Below are 18,794 nucleotides of genomic sequence, written 5' to 3'. Positions count from 1 at the left end.
TCTCTCAGTGACCCATGCCGAGGCCGCCGTCGACCGGGATGACGGCGCCGGAGATGTAACCGGCCGCGTCCGAGGCGAGCCAGGTGACCACCCCGGCCACCTCCTCCGGCTCGGCGAACCGGCCGGCCGGGATGGCCTTGCGGTATTCGGTGCGGCGCTCCTCGGGCAGCGTCGCGGTCATGTCGGTGTCGACGAAACCGGGCGCCACCACGTTCGCGGTGATGTTGCGGCCACCCAGCTCGCGCGTGATCGAGCGGGCCACGCCGACCAGGCCGGCCTTGCTCGCCGCGTAGTTGACCTGGCCGGGGCCGCCGTAGAGGCCGACCACCGAGGAGATGAAGATCATCCGGCCCCACCTCGCCCGGAGCATCTTCGTCGAGGCGCGCTTGGCGACCCGGAACGAGCCGGCCAGGTTGGTGTCGACCACCCGGGTGAACTGCTCGTCGGACATCCGCATGATCAGCGTGTCGTCGGTGATGCCGGCGTTGGCCACCAGCACCTCGACCGGACCCAGCTCGGCCTCCACCGCGGCGAACGCGGCGTCGACCGACTCGGCGTCCGTCACGTCGCACCGCACCCCGAACAGGCCCTCGGGGGCCTCGCCGCTGCGGTGGGTGACCGCCACCCGGTCGCCCTGCTTGGCGAAGGCCTGCGCGATGGCCAGGCCGATTCCCCGGTTTCCGCCGGTCACCAGCACGGTACGGGCCACGGGTCCCCCTCTGCTCAGCCGATCTCCCGGTCGGTCGGAGCCTAGGGGTTACCCGCAGGTAAGCGCTAACCCGCCCAGCTCACCGCCGGACCGCCGCGACGGCCCCGCCGCCATCGGTCGCCCGAACGCACGGCGCGAGCGCTCCGGGTGTACGCTGATCGCTGTCCGCGGGCCGGTGTGCGCCCGCTTTCCGGGCCCCGCCGACCGCAGGAGGTGATCGCTGTGCGAGATAGCGATCCTCCCAGTCGTGGCCGGGCCCACCGTCAGCCCCGCTGAGCCACGGCTCCGTCGACGCGGCTGACCCGCTTCCCGCCCTCCGCACCGCATCCACTCCCCGGCCGGCATCGCCGGGGGTGGCCCTGCCGCGCGGCGGAGCACCCGGTCACGACTTCGTGTGCGTCTTTCCTGGTCCCCCTCGCGGCCCGCGTCACCGGGCCGACCATCGCCACGGAGCACAACCATGAGCCGTTACGCCGCACCGCTTGGCTTCACCCTCGCCGCTGTCTGGGTGGCGGTCCTGTTCGTCCTGGCCGGCGGGGGCCACTGACCCCCGCCGGCCCGGCCCGGCTCAGATCAGGCGGGACGTCCAGAGCAGACTCAGCCCGCCGGCGCAGAGCGCCAGGAGCAACGCGATCCCCGCGTACCACTGGGTGATCTCGCGCGGCTCCGTGCGGTAGCCGATCGAGCTGCCCATGTCCTGGTAGACCTGCTTCAGCTCGCTCACCGACGCGGCCTCGTAGAAGAAACCCTGGGTGGTCTCCGCGAGCTGGGACAACGCGGTGCGGTCCACCGGCACCCGCTGGAGCTGGCCACCGATGTCCACCTGGCCCGAGTCGGTGCCGAACGCGATGGTGGAGACCGGCACGTTGGCCGCCTGCGCCGCCGCGGCCGCCTCCTCCACCGAGCGGCCGGACGTGCGGTATCCGTCGGAGAGCAGCACGATGCGGGCCGGCGGGATGCCGGCGGCGCCGTCGGCCGGCACCGACCGGATCGACTCCAGGCAGGTGAACACCGCCTCACCGGTGGCGGTCGCCTCGGCCAGCACCAGCCCGTCGATGGCGGTGGTCACCGCGCCCCGGTCCTTGGTCGGCGCCACCAGCACGTTCGCCGACTTGGCGAACGAGACCAGCCCCAGGTTGTAGCTCTCCGGCAGCTCGCCGACGAACTGCTTGGCCGCCTCCTGCGCCGCCTCCAGCCGGTTCGGCGCCACGTCGTCGGCCTGCATGGACAGCGACACGTCGATGGCGAGCATCACGGTGGCCCGCTCCAGCGGCTCCCGGGTGTCGATCGCCGGCCGGGCCAGCCCGGTGGCCAGCACCAGCAGGCAGAGCAGGAACGCGGTCGCCGCCGCGTGCCGGCGCCAGCCCAGCCCCTTGGGCGCGACGGTGCGCAGCAGGTCGACGTTGGTGAACCGCAGGGCGTACTGCCGGCGGTGCAGCTGCCGCCAGACGTACGCGGCGGCAAGGGTGAGCACCGGCAGCACGGCCAGCAGCCACCACGGTTGCAGAAAACGGATCATCGGGTCGTCCCTCGGGTACGGGCGTGCCGCTGTGCGGCGACGAAACGCACCATGTCCAGCAGCCAGTCTCGGTCGGTACGCAGGCGCAGGTGGGCCGCGCCCGCGGCGCGCAGCTCGGCGGCGATCGCCCCACGCTGGGCGGCCGCCGCCTCGGCGTACCGGCGGCGCAGCCCGGGGTCGGCGGTCTGCACCTCGTGCAGCTCGCCGCTCTCCGGGTCGACCACCGGCAGCACCCCCACGTCGGGCAGTTCCAGTTCACGCGGGTCGACCACCTCGACGGCCAGCACGTCGTGACGGACCCGCAGCTTACGCAGCGGCCGGCCCCACTGCTCCGGCGGCGAGAGGAAGTCGGAGATCACCACCGCCACCCCGCGCCGCCGCGGTGGCCGGTTGAGCATGTCGACGAGCGCGCCGAGATCGCTGCGACCGGGCCGGACCTCGGTGCCGGCGACGGCGCGCAGCAGCCCCTGCGCCTCCTTGCGGCCGGCCCGGGCGGGCAGCCGCAGCAGCGTCCCCGGCCCGCCGGCGGCCGCGCCGGTGCCCACCACCGCGCCGATCCGGTTGCCGCCACGCACGGTGAGGTGGGCCAGCGCGGCCACGGCGGCGACCACCACCTCGCGCTTGAGCCACCGCCCGGTGCCGAAGTCCAGGCTGGCGGACAGGTCGACCGCCAGCCACGTCTCCAGCTCGCGGTCGGCCACCGTCCGCCGCACGTGCGGCATGGTGGTGCGGGCGGTCACCGGCCAGTCCATCCGGCGCACGTCGTCGCCGGGGCGGTATTCGCGGGACTCCCCCGCCTCGCTGCCCGGCCCCGGCAGCAGGCCGGCGTAGTCGCCCTGGAGCAGCCCGTCCAGCTTGCGGGTGACCATGAGCTGCAGCCGGGCCAGCACGGCGCCCGAGCGGTCGCCGGTGGCCGGCGGCCCGGTCGGCGGGCTCACGGCCGCTGCCCGGGCCATCCGTTGGGTCCGACGGCCGGCGGCGGTGGCGTGGCCTGCTGGCGGGGCGCGACCGCGGGCAGCGGGATGGTCGACATCACCCGGTGCACGATGTGGTCGGCCGGCACGTCGTCGGCGAGCGCGTCGTAGCTGAGCACCAGGCGGTGGCGCAGGATGTCCGGCGCGATGTCCTGCACGTCCTGCGGCAGCGCGTAGTCCCGGCCGCGCAGCAGCGCCAACGCGCGGGTCGCCCGGACCAGGCCGAGCGAGGCGCGCGGGCTGGCGCCGTACTGGATGAGCTGGGCCACGTCGGGCATGCCGTGCTCGGCGGGGGCACGGGTGGCGAGGACCAGCCGGACCGCGTAGTCGACAAGCGCGTTGTGCACGAAGACCTGGTCGGCCTTGCGCTGGAGGGCGATCAGGTCGGGGGTGTCGAACACCCGGGCCGGCTCGGGCGGCGCGACGCCCATCCGGTAGACGATCTCGCGCTCCTCGGCGTCGGTCGGGTAGCCCACCACGATCTTCATGAGGAACCGGTCGCGCTGCGCCTCGGGCAGCGGATAGACGCCCTCCTGCTCGATCGGGTTCTGGGTGGCCATCACCAGGAACGGGTCCGGCACCCGGTGGGACTCGCCGCCGATCGAGACCTGCCGCTCGCTCATCACCTCGAGCAGCGCCGACTGCACCTTGGCCGGCGCGCGGTTGATCTCGTCGGCGAGCAGGAAGTTGACGAACACCGGCCCCAGTTCGACGTCGAACTTCTCGCTGGACTGTCGATAGATCCGGGTGCCCATGATGTCGGCGGGCACCAGGTCCGGGGTGAACTGGACCCGGGCGAAGGAACCGCCGACGACCTGCGCGAGCGTCTCCACGGCGAGCGTCTTCGCGACGCCGGGCACCCCCTCCAGCAGGCAGTGCCCCCGGGCCAGCAGCGCGACGAACATCCGCTCGACCATCCGGTCCTGACCGACGATCACCCGTTTGATCTCGAACAGCGCCCGCTCCAGCAGCGTGGCGTCCTGCGCCGGGGTGGTGGTGGCCGGGGGCGGCGGGTCCGGCGGCGCCTCGGTCACATTCGGCACGTCGGGCGTGGTCGGCTGGGCCACCGGTCCTCCACAGCTGGGTCGTCGTCGCGGCGTGATGCGTGTCAAGACTGTCATGCCTCGCGGAGAGCCGGAGGTGGGAGAGGCACGATTTTCGCCGCGCCGTGACCTGTCGCACGGAAAACGCTGAACACGGGTGGACAACTGGGGGTCCCGCGCGTGTACGATTCACCCCGTCGCCGGGCGGCTCCCCCCGTGGCCGCCCGGCGCTAAAACTCCCGGCGTGCGGCCACTAGAATCGCCCCGGTGACCACTCCCCTTCCGGACGAAGCGCTGATCTGCTCGGCGCGGGGGTGTCGCGCCCCCGCGACGTTCCAGTTGCGCTGGCAGAACCCCCGCCTGCACACGCCCGACCGGCGCAAGACGTGGCTGGCCTGCCCGGCGCACCGCACGTCACTTGGTGACTTCCTCGACGCGCGCGGCTTCCTCCGCGAGGTGGAGCCGCTGCCCGGATCGCCTACGCTCGAATCGTGAGCGAGCAGACGATCAGGCCCCACCCCGCCAGCGGACGCGGCGGTTCCACCCGGTGAACGCTGACGACCTCGCCGGCCGGCCGGTCACCCCGCCCGACCCGCTGGAGCCCTGGCCGGAGACGGTCCGCTGGCAGCCGATCTCCCGCGACCTGATCTGGGTGGAACTGATCCGGCTCGGCATCGGTCTCACCGTGGCGCTGGTGGTGCTCGGCGGGGCGTGGGCGCTGTCCGGGCACTGGCTGCTCGGCGCCGCCGTCGGCGTGGCGCTGCTGCTCTCCGCCTGGCGGGTGATCACCATCGTGCGCGCGGTCCGCGCCTGGGGGTACGCCGAGCGCGACGACGACCTGCTGGTGCGCCACGGCCTGCTGGTGCGGCGGCTTTCCATCGTCCCGTACTCGCGGATGCAGTTCGTGGACGTGAGCGCCGGTCCGCTGGAGCGCGTCTTCGACCTGGCCACCGTGCAGCTGCACACCGCCGCGGCGGCCAGCGACGCCCGGGTGCCCGGCCTGCGCCCGGCCGAGGCGTCCCGGCTGCGCGACCGGCTCACCGCCCTGGGCGAGGACCGGGCGGAGGGCCTGTGAGCGCGAGCGAAGGGGGTCCGGGGCCGGTCACGAACGGGCACCCGTGGCCGCCCGCCCCGGGGGACGGTCCGCCGCCCGGGCCGCCGCTCGGCCAGGGTCCGCCGCCCGGCCAGGGCCCGCCGCCCGGCCAGGGCCCGCCGCCCGGCCAGGGCCCGCCGCCCGGCCAGGGCCCGCCGCCCGGCCAGGGCCCGCCGCCCGGCCAGGGTCCGTGGCCCGGCCAGGGTCCGCCGCCGCCTGCCGGGCCGTGGTCCGGTCCCGTGCCGCCACCCCCCGGCGGGTGGGGGCCGGCGCCGTGGGGGCCGCCGGCCGGCGAGGAGCCGCGGCAGCGGCTGCATCCGCTGAGCCCCGCGCTGCACGGCGCCAAGTCGCTGGTCGTGGTGATCGCCGGCCTCTCCTGGTCGACCCTGTCCCGGGTCGGGTTCGGCTGGTTCGCCGCCCTGGTCGCGGTCTTCGTCCTCGGTGCCACCGTGCTGTCGGTGATCAGTTGGTGGAACACCGGCTACCACGTGGTCGGGCGCGAGCTGCGGGTGCACGAGGGGCTGCTGTGGCGGCGTACCCGGGCCATCCCGCTGGAGCGGTTGCAGGCGGTGGAGGTGGTTCGGCCGCTGCTGGCCCAGCTCACCGGCCTGGCCGAGCTGCGGCTGGAGGTGGTCGGCGGGGGCAAGACCGAGGCGCCGCTGGCGTACCTGAGTGTGGCCGAGGCGGCCGCGCTGCGGCAGCGGCTGCTCGCCGTGGCCGGTCGCGCCCCGGCGCCCGCGCCCACCGCCGCGACCGGCGCGACCGGCGTACCGGCCGCGACCGCCCCGGCCGGACGCCCGCTGCACGCCGTACGCAATCAGGACCTGCTGGTCAGCCAGTTGCTCACGCCGCAGGCGTTCCTGCTGCCGCTCGGCGTGGCCTTCGTGGTGGCGCAGTTCCTGTCCGAGGGCTCGTGGTCCTTCGTCGCGGTGGCCAGCACGCTGACCGCGATGGCCGGTGTGGTGCTGCAACCGATCCGCCGGGTGCTCGACGACTGGAGCTTCCGGCTCGACGCCGACGGCGACACGCTGCGGGTGCACAACGGGCTGCTGGAGACGCGGGTACAGACGGTGCCGCTGCGCCGGGTGCAGACGGTCGGCGTGACCTGGCCGCTGCTCTGGCGGATGAAGGGTTGGCTGCGGCTGCGGTTGGAGGTGGCCGGCTACTCGGCGGGTGAGCCGGACGACCGGAACCGCCCGGACCGGCTGCTGCCGGTCGGCGACGCCGGCACCGGTGAGCTGGTCGTGGCGGAGGTGCTGCCCGGCGTACGGCTGGACGCGCTGCCCGGCACGCCCCCTCCGGTGCGGGCCCGCTGGCTGCGCCCGCTGACCCGGGCGGCGGTCGGCGCCGGCCTGGACGAGCGGGTCTTCGTGGCCCGCTCCGGGTTGCTGACCCGGCGGTTGACGCTGGTGCCGTACGCCCGGATCCAGAGCGTGCGGGTCACCCAGGGTCCGGCGCAGCGGCGGCTGCGGCTGGCCACCGTGCACGCCGACACCGCCGGTGGCGCCGGCGCGGCCGCGGTCGACCGGGACCTGGGCGACGCCTGGGAGCTGGCCGCCGAGCTGACCGCGCGGGCGCAGGCCGCACGCGCCGACCGTTCCGCGTAAGGAAGGGCCCCTGCTTAACGCCTCCGGTATAGGCGGGGACCCTTCTCAACCACCCGCCTACCCGCCACGCGTCCCGGCCGGTCCGGTCGGGCTCCGGGCCGGTCAGCGGGGTTCCGCGGGCACCGCGTCCCGGTCGGCGGCGAGCGCGGTGTCCGGGCCTGCGGCCGGGGCGGTGACGCCGGTCACGTCGCCCGGCGACCCGCCCCGGCGGGCCCGGCGGGCCCGCCACCAGCGCTCGGCCAGGCCGACCACCAGGAACGTCATCCCCACGTACGCCCAGCCGACCAGCACGTCGATCAGGTAGTGCTCGCCGCTGTACATCAGCGTGAACGTCATGGCCAGCGGGTAGGCCAGCAGCAGCGGCCACCACCGCTTGCGCACCGAGCGCAGGAAGAACAGCACCACGAACAGTGCGAACGCGGTGTGCAGCGACGGCATGGCGGCCACCGGGTTGGAGGCGATCTGCCCGGCGTTGAGCAGATTGCCCGCGCCGTGCATGCCGATCTCCTTCCAGCCCCGGGTGGAGATCCGGGCCACCTCGGTGAGCAGCCCGTTCTGCGCCGCCCACCACGGCGGGGCGGCCGGGTAGACGAAGTAGGTGACCAACCCGGCCGCGCACAGGAAGCCCCACCGGGCCATGTAGCCGAGCCAGCGGTCCCGGTTGCGCATCCAGAGCACCGCGGCGGCGGCCAGCGTCGCCACGAAGTGCGAGAAGTAGATCCAGCTCACCAGCACGTCCCACCAGCGCACCTGGTCCGGGTCGTAGAGGTGCTGCTGGAGCCAGACGGTCGGCACCTCGCCGCCGGTCGCCCACCCGGTCAGGAACCGGTCGGCGACGATGAGCTCCATGGCGTGCGGGGTGGCGCCGTTGTCGGCGAACCCCCGGGACAGGTTGTACGCGGCGAGCAGCAGCACCACCGGGATCCAGTCCCGGGCGAAGCGCAGGTGGCTGCGCCACGGCCGGTTCGAGTTCCAGGCGACGGTGCCGGCCCAGATCCACAGGAACGCGTACGCCGGGTCGGTGGGCAGGCCGATGGCGAGCCAGGCGGCCACGAAGGCGACGCCCCAGACGGCCATCGCGATCACGCGACGGCGCCCGCCGTCGGGGGACGCGGTCGGTCCGGCGGGGGCGGGGGGCGGGGGATCTGTCAGCACGGCCATCGCGGACAAGGTTAACGGCGGGCTACCGGAGGGCCGACGCCGACCGTCGGGAGGCCGCCGCGTCGCGGTGTCGACGGCGGTCCGGACGCCGGACGGCTCCGCGGTCGCTGCACTAGGCTCGGTCGCATGCAGGAGCAGCCGGAGTCGCCCTTCGCACCGGGCCTGACCGCCCGGGTCGAGCTGACCGTGACCGACGCGGACACCGCCCTGGCGCTGGGCTCGGGCGACGTGCCGGTGCTCGGCACCCCCCGGGTGGTGGCGCTGGCCGAGGCGGCGACCGTGGCGGCTGTCGCGTCCCGGATGCCGTCCGGGTCCACCAGCGTCGGCGTCCGGGTCGAGCTGGAGCACCGCACGGCGACCCCGGCGGGGCGCACCGTGTCCGCGCACGCCGAGCTCGTGAAGGTGGACGGCCGCCGGCTGGTCTTCGAGGTGACCGTCACGGACGGCAGCGCGGTGGCCGCGCAGGGGCGCGTCGAGCGGGCGCTGGTCGACCGGCAGCGCTTCGTCGACCGGGCCGCACGCGCGTGACGACGACCGTCGGCTTCTCCGAGATCGCCGCCGGCGTGCACCTGCTGCGCGAGCCGCTGCTGCACGTCAACGTGGTGCTGGTGGTGGGCGACGGCGCCGCCCTGCTGGTGGACACGCTCTCCACCGCCGGGCAGGCCCGGGAGCTGGCGGCGGCCGCGCGGGCCGTCACGCCGCATCCGTGGACGATCGTCAACACCCACCACCACTTCGACCACTGCTTCGGCAACGCCACGCTGGCCGCCGAGCCGGGCACCGCGGTGTACGCGCAGGCCCAGGCCGTGGCAATGCTGCGGGACCGCCCCGACGAGCTGCGCCGGGCGGCGTACGAGGAGATGCGGGCCGAGCAGCCGGCGCTGGCCGAGGAGTTGGCGCGTACCGAGCTGCGGGCGCCGACGCACGAGGTGCACGAGGAGACGGTGCTGGACGTGGGCGGCCGACGGGTGGTGCTGCGCCATCCGGGGCACGGGCACACCGACGCCGATCTGGTGGTGCACGTGCCGGACGCGGACGTGCTGGTGGCGGGCGACCTGGTGGAGCAGAGCGGACCGCCGGCGTTCGAGGAGTCGTACCCGTTGCGGTGGCCGGACGCGGTGGCCGACCTGCTGCGGTTGACCACGCCGGCCACGGTGGTGGTGCCGGGCCACGGCGAGCCGGTCGACACGGCGTTCGTCCGCGAGCAGCACGCGCAGCTCGCGCGGCAGGCCTGGCTGATCCGCGCCGGCCACACCGGCAGCGCCCCGCCGGAGCGGGTGGCCGCCGAGTCGCCGTTCGGAGCCCGGCCCGGCCTGATCGCGGCCCGCCGGGGCTACGCCGAACTCGACGGCACCGCCTGAGCGAGGCCCGGTCGTCCTGGGCCGGCGGCGTCAGGCCGGGTCGGCCTCGGCCACGATCGTCCGCAGGTCCCAGGTGGGGGCCGGTCAGGGGCGGGCGCGCAGCGCGGTGAGCAGCGCGTCGACGTGCGGGGCGGCGGCGAGCACGGCGGCCCGGGCCGGTGGGTCGAGGTCGGCCAGGGCCTCGGTGAGCAGCGCGGCGCGGCGGACCTCGTGGTCGGCCATCCGCCGGTGGGCGGCCTCGGTGAGGCGCAGCCGGACCACCCGGCGGTCGGCGGGGTCACGGTCGCGGACCAGCAACCCGGCGTCGCTGAGGTCGCGCACCAGCGTGCTCACCGTGTTGGGGGCGGTGCCGAGCCGGCGTGCCACCTCCTTGCCGCTGATCCCCGGCGCGGCCCGGACCAGCAGCAGCACCTCCACCTGAGACTCGGGCAGCGGGTCGAGGTCGGCGCGGGCGACGGTCTTGCGGCGCAGCAGCCGGTGCAGTTCCCCCAGCCCTGCCCCGAGCCGCGCGATGTCGTCGGTCGCCACCGGGTCACCTACTTCACATCGCAATAGTTCTGACTACAGAGATAAGGTAACCCGGAACACCGACCCTGGGGGTACCTCTCGTGAGCCAGACCGCGCGGACCGCCGCGCGCCCGCCCGTCGACCGGCCCGCCGCGTCCGGCGCGACCCTGCTGGTGCTGCTCGGCACGCTCACCGCGATCGGTCCGCTCTCGCTCGACATGTACCTGCCGGCGTTCCCGGCGATGACCCGCGAGCTCGGCGCCGACCAGGCCGGCATCCAGCTATCCCTGACCACCTGCCTGATCGGCCTGGCGCTGGGCCAACTGGTCACCGGGCCGCTCAGCGACCGCTTCGGGCGCCGCCGCCCGGTGCTGATCGGCGTCGTCGCGTACGCCGTCCTGGCGCTGGCCTGCGCCGCGGCGCCCAGCGCCCCGCTGCTGGCCGCCGCGCGGTTCGCCCAGGGGCTGGCCGGCGGCATGGGCGTGGTGGTCGCTCGCGCGGTGGTCCGCGACCTCTACTCCGGCCGGGCCGCGGCGAAGTACTTCTCCCGGCTCACCCTGGTCTTCGGGGTCGCGCCGGTGGCCGCGCCGAGCGTCGGCAGCCTGGTGCTCCGGTTCGGCTCCTGGCGGGCGGTCTTCGTCACCCTGGCCGTCATCGCGGCGGTGCTCGCCGTCGCGGTCGCGCTGCGCCTGCCCGAGACGCTGCCGGAGGACCGCCGCAGCACCGGCGGCCTGGCCACCACCGCCCGGACCATGCGGTCGTTGGCCGCCGACCGGGTCTACCTCGGGTACGCGCTGACCCAGGGCTTCGCGTTCGCCGGGCTGTTCGCGTACATCTCGGGGTCGTCCTTCGTGTTCCAGGACGTCTTCGGCGTCTCGGCCACCGTGTTCAGCGTGCTCTTCGGGGTGAACGCGCTCGCGCTGGTGGCCACCGGCCAGGTCAACGCCCGGCTGCTCGACCGGTTCAGCCCGCGCCGGCTGCTGGTCACCACGCTTGTGGTCGGCCTGGTCACCGCCGTCGGCGTACTGACCGGCGCGCTCGCCGGCAGCCTCGCCGTCACGGCGGTGGCGCTGTTCGCGTTCGTCGGCTCGCTGGGCATGGTGATGCCGAACAGCACCGCGCTGGCGTTGGACGCGCACGCCCGGCACGCCGGCACCGCCGCCGCGCTGATGGGCGGGATCCAGTCGGTGGTCGGCGCGCTCGCCGCGCCGTTGGTCGGCCTGGGCGGCGAGGGCAGCGCGCTGCCGATGGCCGCCGTCCTGGCCGGCGCCGCCACCCTCTCCCTGACCGCCGTCCTCACCCTCACCCGCCGCTGACCCTCGGCGCCCGGCGCCGCGGCCCGACGCCCGGCGCCGCGGCTCGGCGTCAACAGGGGGCCCCGCCTCTACCGAAGGCGTTGAAAGGGGGCCCCGCCTTTCACGCGAAGCGGGCGGAGACGGCGGCGCGGGTGGGCATCGCGGTGGCGCCGCCGGGTGACTCGCACACCAGGCCGGCGACCCGTAGCGCGAACGCCACCCGCTCCCGCCAGCCGGCCGCGTCGACCGGCTCGCCGGTGGCGAGCAGCTCGGCCACCAACGCGCCCATCACCGAGTCGCCCGCGCCGGTGGCGTCCACCGCGTCGACCTTCGGCGCCGGCACGCGCACCACGTCGTCGGCGGCCGCGACCAGCGCGCCGTCCGCGCCGAGCGTGACCACCACGGTGGCCGCGCCCAGCTCCCGCAGGTACGCGGCGACACCCTCGACCGGCTCGTCCGGGTAGAGCACCCGGGCGTCCGCGCTGCTCAGCTTGACCAGGTGCGCCGCGCCGGCGAACTCGGCGACCACGGCCCGCAGCGCGTCCAGCGCGCCGGGCGCGGTGAGCAGGCTGGGGCGCACGTTCGGGTCGAACACCCGCAGCCCGCCGGCGATCGACCAGGCCCGGCGGGCGGCGGCCAGCACCGGCGGGTCGAGCAGCACGATCGAGCCGCAGTAGAGCACGTCCGCGCCCTCGACCAGCGCCACGTCCAGGTCGTCCGGCCCGAGCAGGGCGTACGAGCGCGGCTCGCCGTAGAAGCGGAACTCCGGCTCCGGGCCGGCGAAGGTGGCCACGGCCAGCGCGGTCGGGGCCGGCGCCGTCACCGTCCCGGCCACGCCCACCCCGGCGGCGGTGAGGAAGGCGCGGATCCGGCCGGCGAGCGCGTCGTCGCCGAGCGACCCGACGAACTGCGCCTCACCGCCGAGGCGGGCGATCGCCACCGACACGTTGAGCGGCCCGCCGCCGATGGCCTGCCGGTAGACGGGTTCCCCGTCGTGCTCGGCGTCGAGCAGGTCGACCAACGCCTCGCCGAGCACCACCGCGTACCCCATCCTGGCTCCCCTCGTTGTCCTCCCCCGATCCTGGCGCATGGGGCGGGGCGACGTGACGGGACCCGGGGACATCGACCGGCGGCTATTGCGCGTGGCGGCCGGACGTGATGGGATGGCGCTACCGGGAGGGCGCGGGGGCTGCCGCGTCGCCGGGTCGAGCCGACGCGAGGGCATTTACGGTCCGTGGCACGGACCGCAGGCGGTGCGCGCCCCCCGACGGCCCCGGCCGCACGCCGACCGCCGGGCGCGGGCACCGCGATGATCGCATCCGCTCGTCGCAGCGGGGCGGGCCGAACCGGGCCACGCTCCGCGAGTCAGGAGATCCCCGTGCACCGATCCCGTACGGCCGCGCTCGTCACCGCGGCCCTCACCCTGGCCGTGGGCGCGTTCGCCCTGGCCTCCGGGCCCGACCCGGCCGCCGCGCACGGCGCGGCGATGACGCCGGGCGCCCGCACCTACCTGTGTTGGAAGGACGGTCTCACCGGGAGCGGTGAGATCCGGCCGAACAACCCGGCCTGCGCGTCGGCGGTGGCCCAGAACGGGGCGAACTCGCTCTACAACTGGTTCAGCGTGCTGCGCTCCGACGCGGGCGGCCGGACCACCGGGTTCATCCCGGACGGCAAGCTGTGCAGTGGCGGCAACCCGAACTTCAGCGGCTACGACGCGGCCCGCAACGACTGGCCGGTCACGCACCTGACGGCCGGGCGGTCGATGGAGTTCCGCTACAGCAACTGGGCCCACCACCCGGGCACGTTCTACTTCTACGTGACCAAGGACAGTTGGAGCCCGACCCGGGCGCTGGCCTGGAGCGACCTGGAGGAGCAGCCGTTCCTGCAGGTGACCAACCCGCCGCAGAGCGGCGCGGTGGGCACCAACGACGGCCACTACTACTTCACCGGTAACCTGCCGAGCAACAAGAGCGGCCGGCACATCATCTACTCGCGCTGGGTCCGCTCGGACAGCCAGGAGAACTTCTTCGGCTGCTCGGACGTGACGTTCGACGGCGGCAACGGCGAGGTGACCGGGATCGGCTCGGGCGGCAACCCCTCGCCGACGCCCACCAACCCGACCCCGACGCCGACCAACCCCACGCCGACGCCGACCAACCCGACGCCGACGCCCACCTCGTCGCCGACCACGCCGCCGCCCGCCGGTGGCAACTGCATGGCGGTCTACAAGGTGGTCAGCGCCTGGGGCGGTGGCTTCCAGGGCGAGGTCATGATCATGAACCACAGCACCCGGACGTACTCCGGGTGGACCGCGAGCTGGACCTGGCCGAGCGGCCAGACCATCAACCAGGTGTGGAACGGCACGCTGAGCGGCAGCGGGGCGTCGGTGACGGTCACCAACGCCGCCTACAACGGCAGCGTCGCACCGGAGGGCACCACCACGTTCGGCTTCACCGCGAACATCTCCGGCCAGAACACGCTACCCACGGTCACCTGCACCGGCAGGTGACCCCGAACTGAGAAGGGCCCCCGGCAGCACGTCGGGGGCCCTTCGTCGCGCTCCGGGTCAGCGGACCATGCTGCCCACGACCGGCTTGGTGAGCAGCGCGGACTGGTTGCGCTGGATGCCCGGGTCGAGCGTCTTCGCCACGAAGATGGCGTGCCAGATGCAGAAGATCAGCACGGTCCACACCTTGCGGGAGTGGTCGGCCTCCTCCCGCTTGTGCTCCTCCAGCAGTCGCATCGCGTACGACAGGTCGATCAGGTCGCCGGCGCCCGAGGTGGACAGCACGTGCCGGGCCCACTCGTACATCTCGCCGCGCAGCCAGACCCGGGTCGGGGTCGGGAAGCCCAGCTTCTTGCGGTTCACGATGGCCGGCGGCACCACACCCTGCAGCGCCTGCCGCATGGCGTACTTGGTGGCCTCGGAGCGGGGCGGCAGCTTCAGGTCGACCGGGATGCCGGCGGCGACGTTGAACACCTCCCGGTCCAGGAACGGCACCCGGACCTCCAGCGAGTGCGCCATCGAGATCCGGTCCGCCTTGACCAGGATGTCGCCGCGCAGCCAGGTGTAGAGGTCGACGTACTGCATCTTGGTGACGTCGTCCAGCTCGGTGCACTCGGCGTAGATCGGCGCGGTCACGTCCGTGTAGCGCACCGAGGGGTCGTAGCGGCGCAGCAGGTGCTGCTTCTCCTCCTCGGTGAACATCCGGGCGTTGCCGTAGTAGCGCTGCTCGATCGGGGTGGTGCCGCGCTCCAGGAAGCTCTTCCCCTTGACCCCCTGCGGGATCGCCTTGGAGACCGCGCGCAGGCCCTTCTGCACGCCGTCCGGCAGGCCGTTGACCGAACTCAGCGACAGCGGCTCGCGGTAGATCGTGTAGCCGCCGAAGAACTCGTCCGCACCCTCGCCGGAGAGCACCACGGTGACGTGCTCGGCGGCCTTCTTCGCCACGAAGTAAAGCGGCACCAGGGCCGGATCGGCGACCGGGTCGTCCAGGTGCCAGACGATCTTCGGCAGCGCGTCGATCATGTCCTGCGGCCCGATCTTGGTCGGGATCGTGGTCACGTCGAGGTGCCGGGCCGAGTCCTGGGCCACGTCGATCTCGGAGTAGCCGGGCACGTCGTAGCCGACGGTGAAGGTGAGGATGTTCGGGTTGAACTCGCGGGCCAGCGCCACCACGGCGGTGGAGTCGATGCCGCTGGACAGGAACGAGCCGACCGGCACGTCCGAGCGCATGTGCATCCGGACGCTCTCCCGCAGCGTCTCCCGGATCTCGTGGTAGAGCTTCTGCTCGTCGGCGACCGGGGCGGGCCGGAACACCGGCCGGTACCAGCGGCGCACGTCGATCCGGCCGTCCGGGCTCCAGGTCAGGTACTCCCCCGACCCGATCCGGCTGATCCCCTTGTGCAGCGTGCCCGGCTCCGGGACGTACTGCAGGGTCAGGTAGTGGCTGAGGCTCGCGGTGTCGATCCCCGCGTCGCCCTGGTAGGCGGAGTGCGCGAACGGCAGCAGCGCCTTCTTCTCCGAGGCGAGGTAGAGGCCGTCGTGGGTCTGGAGGTAGTGCAGCGGCTTGATGCCGAAGTAGTCCCGGGCGCCGAACGCCCGCCGCTCCTGCCGGTCCCAGATCACGAACGCGAACATGCCGCGCAGCTTGGTGAGCACCTGCTCACCCCAGTAGTGGTAGCCGGCGACGATCACCTCACCGTCGCCGTTCGTGGCGAACTGGGCGCCGAAGTCGCGGATCAGCTCGTCGCGCAGCTCGATGTAGTTGTAAATCTCACCGTTGAAGGTGAGCAGGTAGCGCCCGCCGGCGTAGGGCAGGGGCTCGTGGCTGAGCGCCACGTCGATGATCGCCAGCCGCTTGTGCGCGAAAACGCCGTCCGCGTACCGGCCGGAGGCGTCGCCGACCACCTCGACCCCGGTCTCGTCCGGGCCACGGTGGTGCAGGCACTCCAGTGCGCCGGCGATGTGGTCGCGGTGGGCGGCGGCGTCGCCGCGCGCGCTGAAGAAGGCCAGGAGTCCGCACATGACGGCCATCTTTCCACGCGCCGGAAGCCGCCGTCGCGGCACCGCAGGCACTCCCCGCTCCCGTGCGCGCGGTACCGTCGGGACCAGCGACGAGGCTCAGGGAGGGCGGATCATGGCCGAGGAGCGGACGCAGCAGGGCAAGCCGGCGGACGGCACGGAATCGCACGATCCGGACTTCCCGGAGGCGTTCCTGTCGTTCATGCGGCAGGGCTGGCGGGACACCGAGCTGCCGGTCGCGCCGCGCCCGGAGGTGCCCAACCACGCGAAGCGGCGGGCCGCGGTGGCCGAGGCCTTCCCGGGTGAGACGCTGGTCATCCCCACCGGGAACGAGAAGGTCCGCGCCAACGACACCGACCACCGGTTCCGGCCGGGCAGCGACTTCGCGTACCTGACCGGCGACCTGGAGCCCGACAGCGTCCTCGTGCTGCGCCCGGGCGGCGAGGCCACGCTCTACATGCGGCCCCGGTCGTCGCGGGCGACCGACGAGTTCTTCCGCAGCCGCCACGGTGAGCTGTGGGTGGGCCGCCGGCCGACGTTGCGCGAGAAGTCGACCGAGCTGGGCCTGCCGACGGCCGACCTGGACGAGTTGGACGCGGCGCTGGCCGATCTGGCCCCGGGGCGGACCCGGGTGCTGCGCGGCTTCGACGCCCGGGTGGACGCCGCGGTGCGCCGCTACGACGGGCCGCGGGCCGAGGGACAGCCGGGTCGTGACCGGGAGCTGGCCATCGCGATCTCCGAGCTGAAGCTGGTCAAGGACGAGTGGGAGATCGCGCAGCTCCAGGAGGCGTGCGACGCCACGGTGCGCGGCTTCGAGGACGTGGCGCGGGCGCTGCCGGCCGACCGGGCGATCTCGGAGCGGCTGCTGGAAGGGCTGTTCGCGCTGCGGGCCCGGCACGACGGCAACGACGTCGGCTACGGCTCGATCGTCGGCGCCGGCGAGCACGCCACGATCCTGCACTGGGTGCACAACCACGGCGTCACCCGACCGGGCGACCTGCTGCTGATGGACATGGGCGTGGAGAACCGCAACCTCTACACCGCCGACGTCACCCGGGTGCTGCCGGTCGACGGCCGGTTCACCCCGCTGCAGCGCCAGGTCTACGACGCGGTCCACGCCGCCCAGCAGGCCGGCATCGACATGTGCAAGCCGGGGGTGGGCTTCCGCGACGTCCACCTGGCCTCGATGCGGGTGCTGGCCGAGGCGCTGAAGGATCTCGGGCTGCTGCCGGTGAGCGTGGACGAGGCGATGGATCCGGCCTCCACCGTCTACCGCCGCTGGACGCTGCACGGCACCAGCCACATGCTCGGCATCGACGTGCACGACTGCGCGAACGCCCGCAGGGAGACCTACCGCGACGGCCCGCTCGGCGAGGGCTACGTGCTGACCGTCGAGCCGGGCCTCTACTTCCAGCCGGAGGACGAGCTGGTCCCGGAGGAGCTGCGCGGCATCGGCGTCCGGATCGAGGACGACATCCTGGTCACCGCCGACGGCCCGGTGAACCTCTCGGCCGGGCTGCCGCGGGCTTCCCACGAGGTGGAGACCTGGCTGGCCGAGCAGCGCGAGGCGGGTCCGCGCCTGCCCGGCTGAGGCCCCGCGGGCCGTCCGATCCCTCGGCGGGCCCTCGTCGGCAACCGTGACGCCGTTCGCGTCCCGGGCCGGTGAGGGCCCGCCGTTTTTTCGCATTCCCGCGCCTTACGTGGGCTTTCTTCGGATACGTCATCCTCGTGAGGATCCTTCTCTTACGGTGTCGCTCAGAGGTCACAACCGTTTTGTGGCCTGTCGTACGGCCTGCGGCGGTACGACCCGTTTGAGAAGACACCGAGGGATGGACGGCGCGCATGTCCAACGACGAAACGACACCCGACGGCGGGGCGCCCGTGGTGGCCCCGCCGACGAGCAGGCGACGGGCGCTCTGGGTCGCCACCGGCGTGGCCGGGCTGACCGGCGTCGTCGGCCTGGCGGCGCTCGGGGGCCTCGCCGCCCGCGACGACAAGGCGGGCGACCCGGAGCGGGTGGCGGACAATCGCGCCGCCGCGCCGCAGAACGCCGGCGACTCCCACCGGGACGGCGGGAAGGGCGAGGACCGCGACGGCCGGGGGCAGGAGGGCCGGGACCGGGGCGAGTGGGGCGGCGAGTGGGGCGGCGAGGAGGACCACGGCAAGGCCCGTGAGATCCCGTGCGACGACGACGCCCTCGTCGACGCGCTCGAACTGGCCAACCGCGACCACGGCGGCACCTTGAAGCTCGCCGAGAACTGCACCTACGAACTCGGCGTCAAGGACCGCAAGGTCGGCGGCGGCCTGCCCGAGATCAAGCAGGACGTCACCATCAAGGGCAACGGCTCCACCATCAAGCGCGACGCCGAAGACACCTTCCGCATCTTCCGCGTCGTCGACGGCGGCCACCTCACCCTCAAGGACCTCACGGTCAAGGGTGGAAACGCGTCCGAGTTCACGTACCCGGGCCCGACGACGTCGGGCCCGGCGGACGGGGACAAGGAGCGGGGCGAGGGCGACGGCGGCGCGCTGCTGGTCGAGCGCGGCGGCAGCGCCCACCTGTCCAACGTCAAGCTCACCGAGAACAACGCCGAGCACAACGGCGGCGCGGTGGCCAACTTCGGCCGGGTGTGGCTGGACGAGAGCAAGGTCGTCAACAACCACGCCCAGCGCGACGGCGGCGGCATCTTCAACCGCGGCATCCTCAAGGTCGAGGAGTCCCACGTCGCCGACAACACCGCCGCGGGCAGCGGCGGCGGCATCGCCAACGGCAGCGACGAGCGGACCGAGAAAGGGCCGGTCGAACTCGGCGCCACCGGCGCCGGCAAGGGCGAGCACGGCAGGCACGACGCCGGCACCGTGGAGATCACCGGGGCCCGGGACGGCAAGGAGCCGTCGCCGAGCACGCTGTCGGACAACCGCGCCGGGAAGAACGGCGGCGGCCTGTTCAGCAGCGGCGGCTTCGTCACCGTCTCCTTCACCCACATCACCGGCAACACC

General features: G+C 74.0%; 17 protein-coding genes. 9 read left to right on the top strand and 8 right to left on the bottom strand.

Annotated elements, in window-relative coordinates:
* Positions 1-4: 4 nt before the first annotated feature.
* From fabG to ACGFI2_RS17750, 4 genes are all read right to left on the bottom strand, one after another.
* Positions 5-709: a 3-oxoacyl-ACP reductase FabG gene (gene fabG / locus ACGFI2_RS17765; RefSeq protein ID WP_393517870.1), complete on the bottom strand. Its 705-nt coding sequence runs from the start codon at positions 707-709 to the stop codon at positions 5-7.
* Positions 710-1,277: 568 nt separating this feature from the next.
* Entirely contained in the window at positions 1,278-2,228 is a 951-nt protein-coding gene (locus ACGFI2_RS17760) for a VWA domain-containing protein (protein ID WP_393517867.1), read from the bottom strand.
* A complete protein-coding gene (locus ACGFI2_RS17755; protein WP_393517864.1) occupies positions 2,225-3,184 on the bottom strand; it encodes a DUF58 domain-containing protein in 960 nt (319 codons plus the stop codon). The genes ACGFI2_RS17760 and ACGFI2_RS17755 overlap by 4 nt, the downstream gene beginning before the upstream one ends.
* Positions 3,163-4,269 (bottom strand): AAA family ATPase, encoded by a 1,107-nt coding sequence (locus ACGFI2_RS17750; protein WP_393517861.1) that lies wholly within the window; start codon positions 4,267-4,269, stop codon positions 3,163-3,165. Before ACGFI2_RS17750 ends, ACGFI2_RS17755 begins: the two co-directional genes overlap by 22 nt.
* 243 nt (positions 4,270-4,512) lie before the next feature.
* Here ACGFI2_RS17750 and ACGFI2_RS17745 point away from each other — a divergent pair, with 243 nt between their 5' ends.
* The 3 genes from ACGFI2_RS17745 (at position 4,513) to ACGFI2_RS17735 (ending at position 6,945) form a co-directional block, all read left to right on the top strand.
* Positions 4,513-4,740 carry a hypothetical protein gene (locus ACGFI2_RS17745; RefSeq protein WP_393517858.1) on the top strand — a complete coding sequence of 76 codons (228 nt, stop codon included), beginning with the start codon at positions 4,513-4,515 and terminating at the stop codon, positions 4,738-4,740.
* Positions 4,741-4,792: 52 nt separating this feature from the next.
* Complete coding sequence (locus ACGFI2_RS17740) at positions 4,793-5,320, top strand: PH domain-containing protein (RefSeq protein ID WP_393517855.1); 528 nt, start codon at positions 4,793-4,795, stop codon at positions 5,318-5,320.
* Positions 5,321-5,577: 257 nt separating this feature from the next.
* Entirely contained in the window at positions 5,578-6,945 is a 1,368-nt protein-coding gene (locus ACGFI2_RS17735; RefSeq protein ID WP_393517852.1) for a PH domain-containing protein, read from the top strand.
* 102 nt (positions 6,946-7,047) lie between these two features.
* On the opposite strand, the gene ACGFI2_RS17730 is transcribed toward ACGFI2_RS17735, so the two are convergent.
* Positions 7,048-8,106, bottom strand: a complete 1,059-nt coding sequence (locus ACGFI2_RS17730; RefSeq protein ID WP_393517849.1) for a phosphatase PAP2 family protein — start codon at positions 8,104-8,106, stop codon at positions 7,048-7,050.
* 126 nt (positions 8,107-8,232) lie between these two features.
* Here ACGFI2_RS17730 and ACGFI2_RS17725 point away from each other — a divergent pair, with 126 nt between their 5' ends.
* Together ACGFI2_RS17725 and ACGFI2_RS17720 are read left to right on the top strand one after the other, a co-directional pair.
* Positions 8,233-8,634 (top strand): thioesterase family protein, encoded by a 402-nt coding sequence (locus ACGFI2_RS17725; protein ID WP_393517846.1) that lies wholly within the window; start codon positions 8,233-8,235, stop codon positions 8,632-8,634.
* Positions 8,631-9,467, top strand: coding sequence for an MBL fold metallo-hydrolase (locus ACGFI2_RS17720; protein ID WP_393517843.1), 837 nt, complete (start codon positions 8,631-8,633; stop codon positions 9,465-9,467). Before ACGFI2_RS17725 ends, ACGFI2_RS17720 begins: the two co-directional genes overlap by 4 nt.
* Positions 9,468-9,551: 84 nt before the next feature.
* Here the strand turns inward: ACGFI2_RS17720 and ACGFI2_RS17715 are convergent, their stop codons facing one another.
* Positions 9,552-9,995, bottom strand: coding sequence for a MarR family winged helix-turn-helix transcriptional regulator (locus ACGFI2_RS17715; RefSeq protein WP_393517840.1), 444 nt, complete (start codon positions 9,993-9,995; stop codon positions 9,552-9,554).
* Between the two features lie 80 nt (positions 9,996-10,075).
* On the opposite strand from ACGFI2_RS17715, the gene ACGFI2_RS17710 reads away from it, so the two are divergent.
* Entirely contained in the window at positions 10,076-11,290 is a 1,215-nt protein-coding gene (locus ACGFI2_RS17710) for a multidrug effflux MFS transporter (RefSeq protein ID WP_393517837.1), read from the top strand.
* Positions 11,291-11,390: 100 nt separating this feature from the next.
* Here the strand turns inward: ACGFI2_RS17710 and ACGFI2_RS17705 are convergent, their stop codons facing one another.
* Positions 11,391-12,320: a carbohydrate kinase gene (locus ACGFI2_RS17705; protein ID WP_393517834.1), complete on the bottom strand. Its 930-nt coding sequence runs from the start codon at positions 12,318-12,320 to the stop codon at positions 11,391-11,393.
* A gap of 327 nt (positions 12,321-12,647) precedes the next feature.
* Between ACGFI2_RS17705 and ACGFI2_RS17700 the strand changes: the two genes are divergently transcribed.
* A complete protein-coding gene (locus tag ACGFI2_RS17700; protein ID WP_393517831.1) occupies positions 12,648-13,778 on the top strand; it encodes a lytic polysaccharide monooxygenase in 1,131 nt (376 codons plus the stop codon).
* Between the two features lie 57 nt (positions 13,779-13,835).
* Here ACGFI2_RS17700 and asnB read toward each other — a convergent pair whose 3' ends face one another.
* Positions 13,836-15,797, bottom strand: coding sequence for an asparagine synthase (glutamine-hydrolyzing) (gene asnB, locus ACGFI2_RS17695; RefSeq protein ID WP_393517828.1), 1,962 nt, complete (start codon positions 15,795-15,797; stop codon positions 13,836-13,838).
* Between the two features lie 112 nt (positions 15,798-15,909).
* Between asnB and ACGFI2_RS17690 the strand changes: the two genes are divergently transcribed.
* Together ACGFI2_RS17690 and ACGFI2_RS17685 are read left to right on the top strand one after the other, a co-directional pair.
* A complete protein-coding gene (locus ACGFI2_RS17690) occupies positions 15,910-17,385 on the top strand; it encodes an aminopeptidase P family protein (RefSeq protein ID WP_393517825.1) in 1,476 nt (491 codons plus the stop codon).
* Positions 17,386-17,636: 251 nt separating this feature from the next.
* The coding region (locus ACGFI2_RS17685; RefSeq protein ID WP_393517822.1) for a hypothetical protein at positions 17,637-18,794 on the top strand (1,158 nt) is incomplete at its 3' end.

It is taken from the genome of Micromonospora sp. NPDC049282 (genome assembly GCF_043197045.1).
In the GTDB taxonomy this organism is placed as follows: Bacteria; Actinomycetota; Actinomycetes; order Mycobacteriales; family Micromonosporaceae; genus Micromonospora.
This window is presented reverse-complemented; position numbering and strand designations above follow the sequence as displayed.

What these genes read in the sequence shown, in the direction of transcription:
- ACGFI2_RS17755 (WP_393517864.1), bottom strand. Translation starts at nt 3,184, where the DNA reads ATGGCCCGGGCAGCGGCCGTGAGCCCGCCGACCGGGCCGCCGGCCACC.
- asnB (WP_393517828.1), bottom strand. Translation starts at nt 15,797, where the DNA reads ATGTGCGGACTCCTGGCCTTCTTCAGCGCGCGCGGCGACGCCGCCGCC.
- ACGFI2_RS17690 (WP_393517825.1), top strand. Translation starts at nt 15,910, where the DNA reads ATGGCCGAGGAGCGGACGCAGCAGGGCAAGCCGGCGGACGGCACGGAA.
- ACGFI2_RS17725 (WP_393517846.1), top strand. Translation starts at nt 8,233, where the DNA reads ATGCAGGAGCAGCCGGAGTCGCCCTTCGCACCGGGCCTGACCGCCCGG.
- ACGFI2_RS17705 (WP_393517834.1), bottom strand. Translation starts at nt 12,320, where the DNA reads ATGGGGTACGCGGTGGTGCTCGGCGAGGCGTTGGTCGACCTGCTCGAC.
- ACGFI2_RS17760 (WP_393517867.1), bottom strand. Translation starts at nt 2,228, where the DNA reads ATGATCCGTTTTCTGCAACCGTGGTGGCTGCTGGCCGTGCTGCCGGTG.
- ACGFI2_RS17730 (WP_393517849.1), bottom strand. Translation starts at nt 8,106, where the DNA reads ATGGCCGTGCTGACAGATCCCCCGCCCCCCGCCCCCGCCGGACCGACC.